This is a genomic window from Sediminicoccus rosea, from assembly GCF_033547095.1.
Taxonomy (GTDB): domain Bacteria; phylum Pseudomonadota; class Alphaproteobacteria; order Acetobacterales; family Acetobacteraceae; genus Roseococcus; species Roseococcus rosea.
Window position 1 is genome coordinate 4016378 of the sequence record NZ_CP137852.1, and the last position, 13634, is coordinate 4030011.

Annotated in this window: 17 protein-coding genes; 6 read left to right on the forward strand and 11 right to left on the reverse strand. The window is 71.5% G+C overall.

The window, feature by feature from the left end; translation table 11 throughout:
- Positions 1-123 precede the first annotated feature (123 nt).
- The 5 genes from R9Z33_RS19305 (at position 124) to parE (ending at position 5374) form a co-directional block, all read left to right on the forward strand.
- The gene (locus tag R9Z33_RS19305) at positions 124-609 is read left to right on the forward strand and encodes a winged helix-turn-helix domain-containing protein (RefSeq protein ID WP_318648188.1); all 486 of its coding nucleotides are present in this window, start codon (positions 124-126) and stop codon (positions 607-609) included.
- Entirely contained in the window at positions 519-1226 is a 708-nt protein-coding gene (locus R9Z33_RS19310) for a tetratricopeptide repeat protein (RefSeq protein ID WP_318648189.1), read from the forward strand. The genes R9Z33_RS19305 and R9Z33_RS19310 overlap by 91 nt, the downstream gene beginning before the upstream one ends.
- Positions 1227-1572: 346 nt before the next feature.
- Positions 1573-2364, forward strand: a complete 792-nt coding sequence (locus R9Z33_RS19315) for a dienelactone hydrolase family protein (protein ID WP_318648190.1) — start codon at positions 1573-1575, stop codon at positions 2362-2364.
- Positions 2361-3326, forward strand: coding sequence for a hypothetical protein (locus tag R9Z33_RS19320; RefSeq protein ID WP_318648191.1), 966 nt, complete (start codon positions 2361-2363; stop codon positions 3324-3326). The genes R9Z33_RS19315 and R9Z33_RS19320 overlap by 4 nt, the downstream gene beginning before the upstream one ends.
- 77 nt (positions 3327-3403) lie before the next feature.
- Positions 3404-5374 (forward strand): DNA topoisomerase IV subunit B, encoded by a 1971-nt coding sequence (gene parE, locus R9Z33_RS19325; protein WP_318648192.1) that lies wholly within the window; start codon positions 3404-3406, stop codon positions 5372-5374.
- Positions 5375-5388: 14 nt separating this feature from the next.
- Here the strand turns inward: parE and R9Z33_RS19330 are convergent, their stop codons facing one another.
- Positions 5389-5595 (reverse strand): hypothetical protein, encoded by a 207-nt coding sequence (locus R9Z33_RS19330; RefSeq protein WP_318648193.1) that lies wholly within the window; start codon positions 5593-5595, stop codon positions 5389-5391.
- Positions 5596-5680: 85 nt separating this feature from the next.
- Between R9Z33_RS19330 and R9Z33_RS19335 the strand changes: the two genes are divergently transcribed.
- Positions 5681-6013, forward strand: a complete 333-nt coding sequence (locus R9Z33_RS19335; protein ID WP_318648194.1) for a DUF1491 family protein — start codon at positions 5681-5683, stop codon at positions 6011-6013.
- Between the two features lie 303 nt (positions 6014-6316).
- Here R9Z33_RS19335 and R9Z33_RS19340 read toward each other — a convergent pair whose 3' ends face one another.
- The 10 genes from R9Z33_RS19340 to R9Z33_RS19385 all read right to left on the reverse strand — a co-directional run bounded on the left by R9Z33_RS19340 (position 6317) and on the right by R9Z33_RS19385 (position 13563).
- Positions 6317-7279 (reverse strand): tripartite tricarboxylate transporter substrate-binding protein, encoded by a 963-nt coding sequence (locus R9Z33_RS19340; RefSeq protein WP_318648195.1) that lies wholly within the window; start codon positions 7277-7279, stop codon positions 6317-6319.
- An 82-nt stretch (positions 7280-7361) separates the two neighbouring features.
- Positions 7362-7724 (reverse strand): hypothetical protein, encoded by a 363-nt coding sequence (locus R9Z33_RS19345; RefSeq protein ID WP_318648196.1) that lies wholly within the window; start codon positions 7722-7724, stop codon positions 7362-7364.
- A gap of 70 nt (positions 7725-7794) precedes the next feature.
- Positions 7795-8760, reverse strand: coding sequence for a Bug family tripartite tricarboxylate transporter substrate binding protein (locus R9Z33_RS19350; protein ID WP_318648197.1), 966 nt, complete (start codon positions 8758-8760; stop codon positions 7795-7797).
- Complete coding sequence (locus R9Z33_RS19355) at positions 8757-9803, reverse strand: TauD/TfdA family dioxygenase (RefSeq protein WP_318648198.1); 1047 nt, start codon at positions 9801-9803, stop codon at positions 8757-8759. Before R9Z33_RS19355 ends, R9Z33_RS19350 begins: the two co-directional genes overlap by 4 nt.
- An 81-nt stretch (positions 9804-9884) precedes the next feature.
- Positions 9885-10577, reverse strand: coding sequence for a DUF1223 domain-containing protein (locus R9Z33_RS19360; RefSeq protein WP_318648199.1), 693 nt, complete (start codon positions 10575-10577; stop codon positions 9885-9887).
- A gap of 60 nt (positions 10578-10637) precedes the next feature.
- Positions 10638-11327 carry a glutathione S-transferase family protein gene (locus R9Z33_RS19365; RefSeq protein ID WP_318648200.1) on the reverse strand — a complete coding sequence of 230 codons (690 nt, stop codon included), beginning with the start codon at positions 11325-11327 and terminating at the stop codon, positions 10638-10640.
- 60 nt (positions 11328-11387) lie between these two features.
- On the reverse strand, positions 11388-11756 hold the full coding sequence (locus tag R9Z33_RS19370; protein WP_318648201.1) for a DUF971 domain-containing protein: 369 nt from the start codon (positions 11754-11756) through the stop codon (positions 11388-11390).
- A gap of 5 nt (positions 11757-11761) precedes the next feature.
- A complete protein-coding gene (locus R9Z33_RS19375) occupies positions 11762-11956 on the reverse strand; it encodes a Trm112 family protein (RefSeq protein ID WP_318648202.1) in 195 nt (64 codons plus the stop codon).
- 9 nt (positions 11957-11965) lie between these two features.
- Positions 11966-12634 carry an LON peptidase substrate-binding domain-containing protein gene (locus tag R9Z33_RS19380; RefSeq protein WP_318648203.1) on the reverse strand — a complete coding sequence of 223 codons (669 nt, stop codon included), beginning with the start codon at positions 12632-12634 and terminating at the stop codon, positions 11966-11968.
- Between the two features lie 2 nt (positions 12635-12636).
- Complete coding sequence (locus tag R9Z33_RS19385) at positions 12637-13563, reverse strand: tetratricopeptide repeat protein (protein ID WP_318648204.1); 927 nt, start codon at positions 13561-13563, stop codon at positions 12637-12639.
- Positions 13564-13634 lie beyond the last annotated feature (71 nt).

Here is a 13634-nt window from a genome sequence, read left to right on the forward strand (position 1 = left end):
TCTCCGTGTGGATGATTTGCGAGGCACGGAGCTTCTGGGCGAAGCTTGTGCCCTCGCGTCACATGACCGGCCGATGGAGGGTCAGGTTTGGTATCCGCGCCGGCCCAGGCGGCGCCCTCTTCCTTGCTGGCCTTCGATGGCTTCGTCCTGGACCTCAACCGCGGCGTGCTGACGGCCGAGGCGCGGGAGGTGGTGCTGCGGCCCAAGACCACCGCGGTGCTGGCGCCTCTGCTGGCCCATGCCGGGCAGGTCGTCCCCCGTGAGGCGCTCGTGACCGCCGTCTGGGGGGACCTCGCCGTCACCGATGACAGCCTGACGCAATGCGTCTCGGAGATCCGCCGCGCGCTGGGCGCCGATGCGGCGCGCATGCTGGAGACCCATGCCCGGCGCGGCTACAGGATGGCGACGCGGCCGCGCCCGTCGCGGCAGCGCCGTCCTCCTCCTCCTGGGGGCAGGGCTGGGCGCCGGTGGAGCAGGGACACGCCATGCGGGACGGCACAGGGCCCTGAGAGGACCGGTTGCGGGCAAGCCTGCCCCCCTACCTCCGCGCGCTCGAGGTCGAGCCCCGCCTGGGCAACGCCGCCGCCCAAGCCGCCTTCACCCATCTGAACCTGCGGATTAACGGGTTCAGCCAGGATCCGGAGCCGGACCTGCGAGAGGGGGCGCGTCTCGCGGCGCTGGCCATGGAACTGGCGCCGGAGGCCTCCACATCGCTTTCGGCCCAGGCGACGGTGCTGCGGCACCAGGACCGCTTCGCCGAGGCGCTGCCCCTGCATGAGCGCGCCGCGGCCGACCCCGCCCGGGTGAATGACCAGGCCAATGCGGGCCTGATGCATCTGCTGCTGGGCGACCCCGAGGCCGCCCAGCCGCCGCTGCGCGCGGCGCTGGAGAGAGCACCCTGGCACACCTTCTCGCCGAACTGGCGGGGCCACCTGGCCCTGCTGCTGGCCGGCGAGGCGGACCAGGCGGCCGAGGCCTTCCTCACCGCGGACCGGCTCCATTACCTGCCCGCCGAGCGGCCCTTCCTTCGCCTGGCCGCGCTGCTGGGCGCCAGGCGTTCGGCCGGGGCGGAAGCGCTGAATGCCAAGCTGCGCCAGCAATTCCCGGCGCGGACGGAGCCTCGGCGGGCGGCCCTTGCCTCGAACGAGCCACGCTATCGCGCCCTGTTCGAAACGGCGGTGCTGACGCCGCTGCGCCAGATGGGCTGGTTCCAGGCGGCGCAATAGGCGCGGCGGCCCAGCCCGAAGGCGGCATGGCCGCCCCAGCCCCGGGCCCGGACGCCGAAATCGGCTTTCGGAGAAACTCGGGTCCGGGGCCACCCCACTGATTTAGTGTAATTTTTCGGGAAAACTCGGCTCTTCGGGATTTCGTGGCGCCAATTTCGGCATGGCTTCGGGATTCCCGTGGCCGGGCCGGCCTCTGGTCGCCGCATGGATCCCAGCCGAACCACCGCCATGCCCTGTCCCTGCCCGATCCCGCCGCGCGGCGATCGGGCTGTGACTCCGCGCACAGCATGGCGCGCCGGAGATTGGGCAAGAGGATCCTCACCGCCGAGCCGCCAGGAGGGCTGACATGTTCCCAAGCCGTGAAAACCATGTCGCGCACAGCAACCCAGGGTTGATTTCAGGCCTGCTCGCGGCGGGCCTGTTCCTGATGGGCGCGCAACCCCTGGCTGCACGCGAAGCCCCGGCGGAACCACTCGAGGAGGTGGAGGCCTTCGTCGCGGGCGAGGCCCATGGAACCCTCGTCCTGCCCCTCGGTGCGACGGACCGCCAGACGCCCGCCATCGTCATCCTCGCCGATGGCGAGACGCCCGATGGCCGCGCGGCGCCCTATCTCGACCAGCTGCTCGGCGCCGGTCTCGCCGTCCTGGAAATGGCCACGCTGCCGGGGGACTCGCTGGAGGCGGTGCTGGTGGCGCTGGCCCGCCACCCGCGCGTGCTGGGCGAGCGGATCGGCCTGCTCGGCTTCGGCCTGGGCGCGCGCCAGGTGGCCGCCCTGCCCGATCCCATGGCCGCTCGCGCCCTGCTCTATCCGGGCTGCGCTGGCATGGCGCCCGCCGCCATGCCGGGCCAGGCCGTGCTGCTGATGCATGGCGATGCCGATGCGGCCAATCCGGCGCCCGATTGCGCGCGGCTGGGCGAGGCGCTGACCACGGCCGGCGCGCGGCTGCGGCTGCGCCTCCTGCCCGGCGCCTCCTATGCCTGGGACCGGCCGGCCTTCGCGGGCGAGGGCCATGCCCGGCTGCCCCGCCCCGATGGCGCGGGCCGCGTCGAGGCGCATGCCTGGCCGGAGATGACGGCCCTCTCGGCCGCCGAGGTCGCGGGCTTCTTCGCGGCCAGCCTGCTGGGGGCGCGGCCGTGAGGGTGGCGCTGCTGCCCGCGCTCTCGCGCCTGGGCGATGTCGGACTCTTCGCGCCGCCCGTGCTGTTCCTGGTGGGCCTCGCCCTGCCGCCCCTCGCGCTGCTGGGCCAGGCGGTGCTGGTGCCCTGCGTCATCGTGCTGCTGGCGATGAGCGTGGGCCTGGCCGAGCCGGGGCGCATCGCCCCCGGGGAATGGCCGCCCGTCCTGCTGCTCGGCCTGTGCAACCTCGTCCTCGCGCCCGTGCTGGTGCATGGCCTCGCGTTCGCCGCCGGCGTGGACGAGGCGGGCGGCTGGCTCGTGCTGGTGGCGGCCTGCCCGGCAGCCGGCGGGGCGGCACTCGTCGCCTCGCTGCTGCGCCTGCCGGTGCGGCCGCTGCTGCTGACGCAGCTGCTCTGCTTCTTCGCCCTGCCGCTGACCGCGCCGCTGATCGCCGGCCTGGTGCTGGAGGGCAGCGTGGTGAGCGCGGCGGCGCTGTTCCCCCGCGTGCTGCTGATGGTCGCCCTGCCCGCCCTGCTCGGCTACGCGCTGCGCCATTGGCTGGGCGAGCGGCGGCGGGCCGTCCTGGCGCGGCCCATGCGCGGCCTCGGCGTGCTGGCGCTCTCCGGCATCGCGCTCTCCGTCGCGGCTGGCCTGCCGCGCCTGGGCGTCAGTCCCGCCTTCTGGGCCGAAGCGCTGCTGGGCCTCGCCCTCGCCTCGGTGGTGGGCGCCGCTCTCGGCCTGACGGCGGCGGCGATGCTGGACCGCGCCATGGCGCCGGGCTTCGCCCTGGGCGGTGCCGTGCGCAATGTCAGCCTGCTCTGGAGCGCCACGCTCGGCCTCGCCCCGCCCGAGGGCGAGCTGGTGATGATGCTGGGCACGCTCTGGACGCTGCTGCTGCCGGCGCTGCTCGGGGCCGGCGCGCTGCGCCACTCCCGCGTCGGCCGCGCGCTGGCACTGGCCGTGGTGGCGCTGGCGCTGATCTGAGGGCCGTGCCCGCGCCCAAGGTTGCGCGGGACTCCGCCGCCCCTGTATGGTCCGGCTTCAGGGACAGCGAACACATCATGAACGATCTCTTCGCGGGGCGCGGCGGCAAGGCCGTCGCCTCCAGCTACAACGCCGCCGACATCGAGGTCCTGGAGGGGCTGGAGCCCGTCCGGCGCCGCCCGGGCATGTATATCGGCGGCACGGATGAGAACGCGCTGCACCATCTGGCGGCCGAGATCATCGACAACGCGATGGACGAGGCGGTGGCGGGCCATGCCGACCGCATCGAGGTGGTGCTGGAGGCCGGCAACTGGATCTCGGTGCGCGACAATGGCCGCGGCATCCCGGTGGACCCGCATCCGAAATTCCCCAAGCTCTCCGCGCTCGAGGTCATCCTCACCACGCTGCATTCGGGCGGCAAGTTCTCGGGCAAGTCCTACGAGACCTCGGGCGGCCTGCACGGCGTGGGCAGCTCCGTCGTGAACGCGCTGGCCGAGGCGCTGGAGGTCGAGGTCGCGCGCGGCGGCGAGTTGTTCCGCCAGACCTATGCGCGCGGCAAGCCCACCAGCAAGCTCAAGCGCGAGGGCGAGACGCGCAACCGCCGCGGCACCATGATCCGCTTCAAGCCAGACCCCGAGATCTTCGGCCCGCTGGCCTTCAAGGCGGAGCGGCTGTTCCGCCTCTGCCGCTCCAAGGCCTATCTCTATCGCGGCGTCGAGATCCGCTGGAAATGCGACCCGGCCCTGATCACGGGCGACACGCCCGCGGAATCGGTGCTGCATTTCCCGGGCGGCCTCTCGGACTTCCTGGCGACCGCCATCGAGGGCCGCAGCGCCGTCGTCCCCACCCCCTTTGCCGACACGGCGGAATTCCCGGACGGCGCGGGGCGCTGCGAATACGCCATCACCTGGCTCGAGCAGGGCGACGGCTTCCTCTCCACCTACGCCAACACCATCCCGACGCCCCAGGGCGGCACGCATGAGGCGGGGCTGCGCGCGGCCCTGCTGAAGGGACTGCGCGCCTATGGCGAGATGAAGAAGGAGAAGCGTGCGGCCAGCATCACGGCGGAGGACCTGCTGACCGGCCTCGCCGGCATGCTCAGCGTCTTCATCCGCGACCCGCATTTCCAGGGCCAGACCAAGGACAAGCTGACCAACGCCGACGCCCAGCGCCTGACCGAGAACGCGCTGCGCGACCGCTTCGACCATTGGCTGGCGGCCGACCCCGCAAGCGCCGACAACCTGCTGGCCTTCGCCATCGAGCGCGCGGAGGAGCGGCTGCGCCGCCGCGCCGAGAAGGAGACGCCGCGCAAGACCGCCACCCGCAAGCTGCGCCTGCCCGGCAAGCTCACCGATTGCTCGCGCGAGAGCAGCGAGGGCACGGAGATCTTCCTCGTCGAGGGCGACAGCGCCGGCGGCTCGGCCAAGCAGGCGCGCGACCGCGAGACCCAGGCCGTGCTGCCGCTGCGCGGGAAAATCCTGAACGTGGCCAGCGCGTCAGCGGAAAAGCTGCGCGGCAACCAGGAGCTGAAGGACCTGATCGAGGCGCTGGGCTGCGGCGTGGGCGAGAAATTCGACATCGCCCGCCTGCGCTACGGCCGCGTCATCATCATGACGGACGCCGATGTGGACGGCGCGCATATCGCCGCCCTGCTGATGACCTTCTTCTACAAGGAGACGCCGGAGCTGGTGCGCCAGGGCCGCCTCTACCTGGCGCAACCGCCGCTGTTCCGCCTGCAGGCCGGCGGCAAGAGCGTCTACGCGATGGACGACCGCGACCGCGAGCGCCAGATGAAGCGCCACTTCAAGGCCAATCAGAAGGTCGAGGTCAGCCGCTTCAAGGGCCTGGGCGAGATGCCCGCCCAGGTGCTGAAGGAGACCACCATGGGGGCGAAGAACCGCGTCCTGCTCAAGGTGGTGCTGCCGCCCGAGGAGCGTGCCAGGACGGCCGAGCTGATGGAGGCCCTGATGGGCCGCCGGCCCGAGCTGCGCTTCAAGTTCATCCAGGACAATGCGGCCAGCCTGGATGCGGAGGCGGTGGACGCCTGAGGCTCAGAGCGGCTTCACAGCGGCTTCTGGGCGCGCTCCAGCAGGCGGGTGAAGAAGCCGGGCTTCTTCGGCGGCTCGGGGGCGGCGACCTTCGCGGCCTCGGCCTCGGCCTTGGCGCGCTTCTCCTTGTCGCGCAGCCAGGCTTCCAGCGTCATGCCGGCCTTGGCGGCCCGCTTCGCCTCATAGGCGCGCTGACCTTCGGTGAGCTGCTTCGCGTCCATCTTCCGCTCCGGGGGAAACTCTCACTCCTATGTGCCCAGGCGCGGGGCTTGCGGCAAGGGACCGGCAGCGCGTAACGCAACCTCCATGGATGCAAAGGTGAAGGCGCATATCTGGGTCGCCATGGCGATCCGGATGTCGGACATGGCGGGCCGCCCGGCGGCGGTGCTGCGGCGGGGCGATCCGGATTCGGGGGGCCTGCTCTGCGTGCTCAACGGGCGCGACGGACAGGTGGTGCTCGCACAGGCGCGCGATGGCGAGAGCCGCCCGGCCTGGGTGCGCGGCACGGGCCCCGCGCCCGTCACCCCGGACGTGGCCGATGCCTATGTGGAGCGCCAGGTGAAGCGCGACCCCGACCTCTGGGTGATCGAGTTCGAGGCGCCCGACTACCTGCCGCCCTTCGAAGCGAGGACGATCTAGCCGCCCGGGGTCATTTTTCGCCCTCAGGCGCCGGGCGCGGCCTCCGGCCGCTTGGCTTCGCCGCGCCGCGCGCGCGCTGGGCCATGCGCCCGGTTGGGCGGCGCCGGCCGCATTGCGGCCGGAAGGGCTTGGAAGCGCCCTCGGACGCCGGGCGCGGCCTCCGGCCGCTTGGCTTCGCCGCGCCGCGCGCGCTGCGCCATGCGCCCGGTTGGGCGGCGCCGGCCGCATTGCGGCCGGAAGGCCTTGGGAGCGCCCTCAGGCGCCGGCCGCATTGCGGCCGGATGATTTGTCGAGGTCGAGGCCTCAATCCGGGCGGATGTCGTTCTCGCGGATTACCCGGCCCCAGACATCGATCTGGCGGTCAAGGAAGGCGCCGAATGCCGCGCCCCCCTCGTTGCGCAGCTCGATTCCCATGATGGTGGTCAGCCGCTCGCGCACCTCCGGCACTTCGGTCGCGCGGCGGGCGGCGGCCTCCATGCGGGCCAGCACGGCGGGCGGCGTGCCGGCGGGCGCCAGGATGCCCCAGAAGGCCTCAGCCTCCACGCCGGGCAGCCCCGCCTCGGCCATGGTCGGCACATCGGGCAGGCTCGCGCGGCGGCGCGGGCCCAGCACGGCCAGCGGCCGCAGCACGCCCTGGCGCAGATGCTCGACGAAGATCGTGCCCGTGGCCGCCACCAGATCCGTCTCGCCCGCCATGGCCGAGGTGGCGAGCGGCCCGCCGCCGCGATAGGGCACATGCGTCAGCTGGATGCCGGCCGCGCGCTGCGCCAGCACCATGCCGAGATGCGCGAGCGAACCATTGCCGATGGTGCCGTAGGTGATGGCATCCGGCCGCGCGCGCGCGGCCGCGACCACCTCGGCCATGTTCTGCCAGGGGCGGGTGCGGTGCGTCAGCAGCATGTTGGGCGCGGTGCCGAGCAGCAGCACCGGCGCCAAATCCCGCCGCGTGTCGAAGCCCATATTGGGAAGCAGCGCCGGGTTGGTCGCATGCGTGTCGAAGACCAGCACGAAGGTCTGCCCGTCGGGCGCGGCGCGCGCCACTTGCGCCGTGCCGAGCGAGCCCGAGGCGCCGCCGCGATTCTCGACGATCACGGGCACGCCCAGCTCGGCCGAGATCGGCTGCTGCAGCAGGCGCGAGACGGTGTCCACGCTGCCGCCCGGCGGGAAGGGTGCCACGATGCGGACCGGGCCATTGGGCCAGGCCGGCTGGGCGATGGCGGGGGTGGCGAGCAGCGGCAGGGCGCCAAGGGCGCGGCGGGTCAGCATGGGTTTTCCTCCGGAGTTTTCGCGCGTTTAGCGCGAAGCCATGTCGCATGGCCAGCATTCGCGCGCAGCGCAGCAGCTTGTCTCAGCTGGCCAACGGATGGCCGCTCATGAGGGCCGGGCCATCGTCAGGCTTGAGACGACGCCCGATCTTGCACAGGACGCTCCGGCTTCCCGGCACCGCCTCCAGCGGCTCCTGCCGCGCGTCCACCGCGCTGGCTACCGCAATGAGGAAGGGCTCGCCGCGTTGTTGCAGGGCAAGGGGCTCGGCACCGTCATGCTCCATGAAATGGACGGGGATTCTCCGCACACCGTCAGCCGCACGCCGGATCTGATCCCCCCAGGTGACCGGTACGGTGGTGACTTCGCGCCCGGCAGAGCTGAGGGCCGCCTTCCACGAGCGCCGTCCGGTAAATCTGAGGCCGAAGCCATCCACATCATGCGCCATGGGCAACTCCAAATTGGGGGCCTCGGCGTGTCGTGGCCATGGCGAAGCTGGAGCCCCAGCGGAGGCTTGCCTACCGCGCCGGCGCCGCCGCCCGCGCCATCACGCCCCGCCAGCGCTCGGTCTCGGCCTGGATATGGGCGCGGAATTCCAGCGGCGAGGAGCCGATGGGCGGCGCGCCCATCTCCGAGATGCGGCGCGCCACATTGAGCTCGGCCAGCGCCGCTGTCGCGGCCAGGTGATAGGCGCGGATCGCCTCCTCCGGCACGCCCGAGGGCGTCAGCAGCCCGTACCAGCCGCCGGCCGAGAAGCCGCGGAAGCCCTGTTCGGCGAGCGTCGGTACATCGGGCATCAGCGGCGCACGGGTGAGGCTCGTCACACCCAGCGCCCGCAGCGTCCCCGCCTGCACATGGGGCGCGACGAGGACGAGGTTCTCGATGGTGAAGGGGAATTCGCCCGCGATCACCGCCAGCACGGCCGGTGCGCTGCCCTGGTAATGCACGGGCGCCGCGGGGAAGCCCGCCGCCTGGCGGAACGCCTCCTGCGCCAGCAATTGGGGCGATCCGACGCCGGGCGTGGGGTACAGCACCTCCCGGCCCTCACGCTTCAGGGCGGCGACCAGGCCGGGCACGTCCCGATGGGGCGAGGCCTGGCGCACCACCAGAACCAGCGGCGTCGCGTTCAGCAGGGTGATGGGGATGAGGTCCGTCAGCGGGTCATAACCGAGATTGGGCTCGGTGATGGGCGAGACGGCAAGCGGCCCCGTGCTGCCCACCAGGATCACATGCGCATCGCCGCGCGCGCGGGCCGCCATGGCGGTGCCGACATTGCCGCCGGCGCCCGGCCGGTTCTCCACGATGATCGGCTGCCCCAGGCGTTGGCCCATGGGCTCGGCCAGCAGCCGCGCCAGCTGGTCCAGGATGCCGGCGGGCGCGAAGGGCACGATCATCCGGATCGGCCGCTGCGGCGCCCAGCTTTGGGCGCGCGCCAGCGAGGGCGCGGCCAGACCACCGGCCAGCAAGGCGCGGCGGCGCATCATGCGGGTTCCAGCGTGAAGCGCAGCACCGTGTCCTTCACCACGATGCCGCCACGGTTCCCCACGCTGATGTCGCCATAGCGCTGCGCATAAACGGGTGGCAGCACCCGCGCCTCGCGCGGCGCAAGCCAGAGGCGCAGCAGATGGCGGCGCTTCTCGGGCTCGGGCCAATCCTCGAAATCGGTGCGGCTGTGCAGGATCTGGTGGTTGTGGATGAACTGCATGTCGCCCGGGCGGAATTCCATCTCGACCGACATCTCCGCAGCCAGCTCGTCCAGCCGGTCGATCGCGGCACTTTCATCGGCCGTGAGGCGCCGCGCCTCGGGGAAATTCGCCTGGGCGGAGCGGATATACTGACCCGAATAGATGGTGCTCAGCTCGCCCTGGAACCAGTTGAAGACCGGGATTTCGAACCAGGGCAGCATGCCCGGCGGGATCTCGCCGCGCCGGTCCGTCGGCATCGGGTTGAACAGCGCGCGCCAGAGATCGGGCGTCTCGCGCATCATCCGGTCATGGATGGCGACGGAGGAGACGATGCGCGAACCGCCGCCGGATTTCGAGGTCTTCAGGCAGATCAGCCCCACGATGTCACAGGAATCCGTATGGAACTCCAATTCCTTGTTGGTCTGGTAGTAGCGGACCTTGGGGTTCTGGATGTCGAGGCCGAGATCCTTCACATGGCCCAGCAGATGCCCCTTGGCGTTCTGCGACCGGAAGCCGCCGAGATGCGCGCCGATGCCCAGATAGGCGATGGCGCTTTCCTCGATGTCACGGCCCGCCACATCGAAGCCGCGCAGCAGCACGAAGCCGCGGCCGTGCTGGATGTCGTGCAGGATGCGCGTCAGGCGCGGCGCCAGCGTGGGAAGGCGGAAGGTCTCGGGCGTGATCTCGCCCATGGCGCGCCCGGAATTCAGGTGTTCCGCGACGGCGGCCTCGATCTCGGCCAGTTCGGCCGGGGTGAAGGTCTCCACCCAATCGGTGCGCCTTGCCATGTCCGCGCCCAGCCAGGCGGCCGGGCCGCCGATGGGCGCCGTCGGATACTCCATCATGTCCTCCCCAGTGTTCGTTGGGGCGGAGCTTTCGCCAATTGTCCGGACCTGTCCAGCCAAATCCCACGGCGCCGGGCCTTACCCCGAGGCCAGCGCGAGCACCGCCCCATCGGCGCCGTGCACCAGGACGGCCACGCGCTCGCCCGTGCCGCGCGCCATCTGCTGGCGCAGCCCCCCGCCCGGCGGCAGCGGGACCCGCGCGATGCTCCGCACCACATTCCCATAGGCGAGCCGACGCCCGCCATTCTCGCCGCTGCGGACATCCGTCTGATGCAGCGGGTCGAAGCCCAGCAGCCAGGCGGTGGCAGCGCCGGCGCCGATCTCCACGCGCACCTCGCTTCCGCTCGGCTCCAGCGCCAGCTCCACCCCCGAAGCGGCCGGCGCCGCGCGCAGTTCCGCCAGCACCGCGCTCCGGTCCGAGCCGACCGCGTCCCGCCGCCCCTGGATGACGAGTTGCGGCGTATAGACCTGCCCGTGATACCGCCCGTCGCGCAGCAGCGCGGCGTAGCGCCGCTGCCGCTCGGTCGCGGCCGGCAGCGAGAAGCGATCCTTCCAGCCGAGGCGGTCCCAGGTGGTGACGTGGAAGGAGAGCGCCAGCACATCCGGCCGCTCCCGGATCAGCTCGATCAGCAGCGCATCCGCGGGCGGGCATGAACTGCAGGATTGCGAGGTGAAGAGCTCGGCCAGCACGGCATGCGTGCGCGCTTCGGCGGCGCGGCCGCGCAGGATGGCGGCGGCCGGCAGGGCAGAGAGGATCAGGCGGCGCTGCATCGGGGCATTCTCCGGGAAGGGCGCTGCTTCCCCTTCGCCGAAGCGAGGCCCGCGGTTAGCTCACGCCTCCAGCGCCGGGACGGCACGCGCGAGGCCGCCATAGAGGTCGAGCAGCCGATCCCGCCACGCGAATACTGCGTCATCGGCCGCGAGCAGCGGGAGCGGGCTGACGATGCGCGCCCACATGAAGCTGCCAAAGACGATGTAGTCGGCATAATCGGGCGTGGCGCCGCCCAGGAAGGGCTGCTGCGTCAGCGTCCGCCGCAGCGGGCCGAGCGTCGCGCGGAACTCGGGCAGCCGCGCCTCCCGCCCCGCCGTCACCTGCGCGAGCGGCATGCCGAAGCGCTTCTCTCGGCTCTCGGTGAAATAGGCGGCCTCCTTCGGGCCCAGCAGCGGCACGATGTCGGAGACGATGAGCCGCGCCACCCCCGCCGTCAGCACCGTGTCGGTCCAGGCGGTGATGAAGCGATAGGTCTCGGGCGGCCCCTGGAAGAGCGCGGGCGCGTCCGGATAGCTCTGCTCCAGGTGCAGCGCGATGTCCCAGCTGTCGGTCAGCGTGGCGGCGCCATCCAGCAGGATGGGCACGCTCTTGCCGCCATGCGCGGCCAGGCGCTCATTCTCGGTGAAGCGCCAGGGGATGATCTCGGCCTCCAGCCCCTTATGCGCGAGGGCCATGCGGCTGCGCCAGCAGAAGGGGCTGAAGCGGCGGGCGGGATCGGTGCCGGTCAGTTCGAAGAGCTGGCGGGTCATGCGGCGGTGCCTCCTGCGTTTGCCGCAGCCTGGGCGTATTCGGCCGCCCTGCAAACCCCATCAGGCCCGGCGGGGCGGCTCGCGGCTCAAGCCCTTGAGCGCCAGGGCACGCTCGTATTCCGCCCAGCGCTCGGCATATTCGCGCCCCAGGCGGTGCAGCACCTCCCAGGAGTAGATGCCGCTGTCATGCAGGTCGTCGAAGGCGATGCGCACGGCATAGTGGCCCACGGGCTCGATCCGCATGATGCCCACATGCCGCCGCCCGGCGACGATCACCTTCTGCCCCGGCCCATGCCCCTGCACCTCGGCGGAAGGCGATTCGACGCGCAGATATTCGGCCGGCAGCGCGAAGCGGCTGCCATCGTCGAAGGCGATGTCGAGGATCTTTTCGGCCGAGCGGTAGCGCAGCTCGGTCACCTGGATCGCCACGTGGCCTAATCCAGCTTGCGGGCCTGGTCGGGCAGCATGATGGGAATGCCGTCGCGCACCGGATAGGCGAGGCCCGCGGCATCGCTGACCAGCTCGCCCCGCTCGCGGTCATAACGCAGCGGCTGCTTGGTCACCGGGCAGACCAGGATTTCCAGCAATTGCGGGTCCAGGGCGGCGGGCGTGTTCGGTGCTTCGGTCATGCGGAATGTCTAGCTCGGGCGCCCACCGGGCGGAAGCTCCCCACCGCCATGCGCGGCCATGCGCAGCAGCGCGACGAGGCTCTCGGCGCGGTCCGTCAGCGTCGGCGCCTCCAGGAGCGCCTGCTTCTCGGGCACGGCGAAGGGGCAGACCATGGCGAGCGTGGTGACCAGGGCGGGGCCGGCCATCTCGGTGATCGCATCCCAGTTCGCCTCGATGCCCTTGGCCGCGAAATAGGGGCGCAGCGCCTCCAGGATCGCCTCGCGCGGGACATTGGCCGCGGCGGGCGGCTCGAAGTCATCGGCGAAGGGCGCGTAGTCCGCCCGCACGCGGCGGTAGCCGCGCCGCATGGCGATCTCCTCCGCCACGCGGAAGCGCGTCACGCCGGTCAGCGTGATGAGCAGGCGCCCATCCTCGGTCTCCGCGAAGGAGGAAAGGCGGCCCAGGCAGCCCACCTGGTAGATGCTGGTGCCGCGCTCGCCGCGCGGCTGCGAGGGATCGCCCTGGATCATGCCGAACATCCGCCCCTCGGCCAGGCTGTCCAGCGTCATCGCCAGGTACCGCGGCTCGAAGATGTTGAGCGGCAGCTTCCCACCCGGCAGCAGCAGCGCACCGGAGAGCGGGAAGATGGCGATCTCGGCCGGCAATTGCTCCGGGCCGGGCTGGAAGGGATCGTGCATGCTCAGCGGAACAGCAGGGCGGAGAGCCCGCGGCGCGCCTTGAGGGTGACGGGATCGGTCAGGCCCCAGGCCTCGAAGAACTTCAGCAGCTGCTTCTGCGCGGCCTTGTCGTTCCATTCGCGGTCGCGCTTGATGGCCTCCAGCAGGGTTTCGGCGGCCTCCTGCCGCTTCTCCATGCTGTTGAGCGCGATGGCGAGCTCGATGCGCGCCTCGTGGTCATCCGGGTTGGCGGCGAGACGCTGCTCGAAGGCGCCGAGCTGCGACTGCGCGGCGCGGCCCGCCTCGGCCAGCTCGATCTGCGCGCGGACGGAGCTGATCTCGGGGTGCTCCTTCAGCTTGTCGCTCAGGCTGTCGAGCATCTCCTTCGCCTGGTCCTCCTCCTCGAGGGCGATCAGGCAGCGGGCCAGGCCGGCCAGCGCTTCGGCATTCTCGGGCTCCTGCTGGCCGAGCGCGGCGTAGATCTCGAGGGCGGCGGCGGCGTCGCCCGCCTCCAGCAACTGCTTCGCCTCGGCCAGGAGCTCGGCGGAGGGCATCTGCCCGCCGGCCATCTTCAGCAGGTTCTCGATGAACTTCTTCAGCTCGCCCTCGGGCAGCGCGCCCTGGAAGAGGTCGGCGATCTGGCCCTGCCAGAAGGCGGCGACGGTCGGCACCGACTGCAGCGGCAGGCCCATCTGCGTCAGCTGCTGGACGAGCTGGCGGTTCTTGTCGATGTCGATCTTCACCAGCCGCACCCGGCCGCCAGCCGCGCGCACCACCTTTTCCAGCGCGGGCGTCAGCGCCTTGCAGGGGCCGCACCACGTCGCCCAGAAATCCACGAGGACGGGAACCTCGCGCGAGGCCTCCACGACATCCTTCATGAAGGTCCGCTGGTCCCCGTCCATCACGGGGTCCGGGCCGTTCGCTTTGCTGGGGTCGAGAATCACTTCCATGGGGATCGGTCCTGGCGAGGGCTACAGATGTTGCGGAGAGGGCATAAGACAAGCCAAGGAAAATGTCTCCC

Coding starts and splice junctions, on each gene's coding strand:
- R9Z33_RS19385 (WP_318648204.1), bottom strand. CDS start 13,563: ATGGAAGTGATTCTCGACCCCAGCAAAGCGAACGGCCCGGACCCCGTG.
- R9Z33_RS19375 (WP_318648202.1), bottom strand. CDS start 11,956: ATGACCGAAGCACCGAACACGCCCGCCGCCCTGGACCCGCAATTGCTG.
- R9Z33_RS19330 (WP_318648193.1), bottom strand. CDS start 5,595: ATGGACGCGAAGCAGCTCACCGAAGGTCAGCGCGCCTATGAGGCGAAG.
- R9Z33_RS19355 (WP_318648198.1), bottom strand. CDS start 9,803: ATGGAGTATCCGACGGCGCCCATCGGCGGCCCGGCCGCCTGGCTGGGC.
- R9Z33_RS19345 (WP_318648196.1), bottom strand. CDS start 7,724: ATGGCGCATGATGTGGATGGCTTCGGCCTCAGATTTACCGGACGGCGC.
- R9Z33_RS19365 (WP_318648200.1), bottom strand. CDS start 11,327: ATGACCCGCCAGCTCTTCGAACTGACCGGCACCGATCCCGCCCGCCGC.
- R9Z33_RS19315 (WP_318648190.1), top strand. CDS start 1,573: ATGTTCCCAAGCCGTGAAAACCATGTCGCGCACAGCAACCCAGGGTTG.
- R9Z33_RS19350 (WP_318648197.1), bottom strand. CDS start 8,760: ATGATGCGCCGCCGCGCCTTGCTGGCCGGTGGTCTGGCCGCGCCCTCG.
- R9Z33_RS19380 (WP_318648203.1), bottom strand. CDS start 12,634: ATGCACGATCCCTTCCAGCCCGGCCCGGAGCAATTGCCGGCCGAGATC.
- R9Z33_RS19340 (WP_318648195.1), bottom strand. CDS start 7,279: ATGCTGACCCGCCGCGCCCTTGGCGCCCTGCCGCTGCTCGCCACCCCC.
- parE (WP_318648192.1), top strand. CDS start 3,404: ATGAACGATCTCTTCGCGGGGCGCGGCGGCAAGGCCGTCGCCTCCAGC.
- R9Z33_RS19335 (WP_318648194.1), top strand. CDS start 5,681: ATGGATGCAAAGGTGAAGGCGCATATCTGGGTCGCCATGGCGATCCGG.
- R9Z33_RS19360 (WP_318648199.1), bottom strand. CDS start 10,577: ATGCAGCGCCGCCTGATCCTCTCTGCCCTGCCGGCCGCCGCCATCCTG.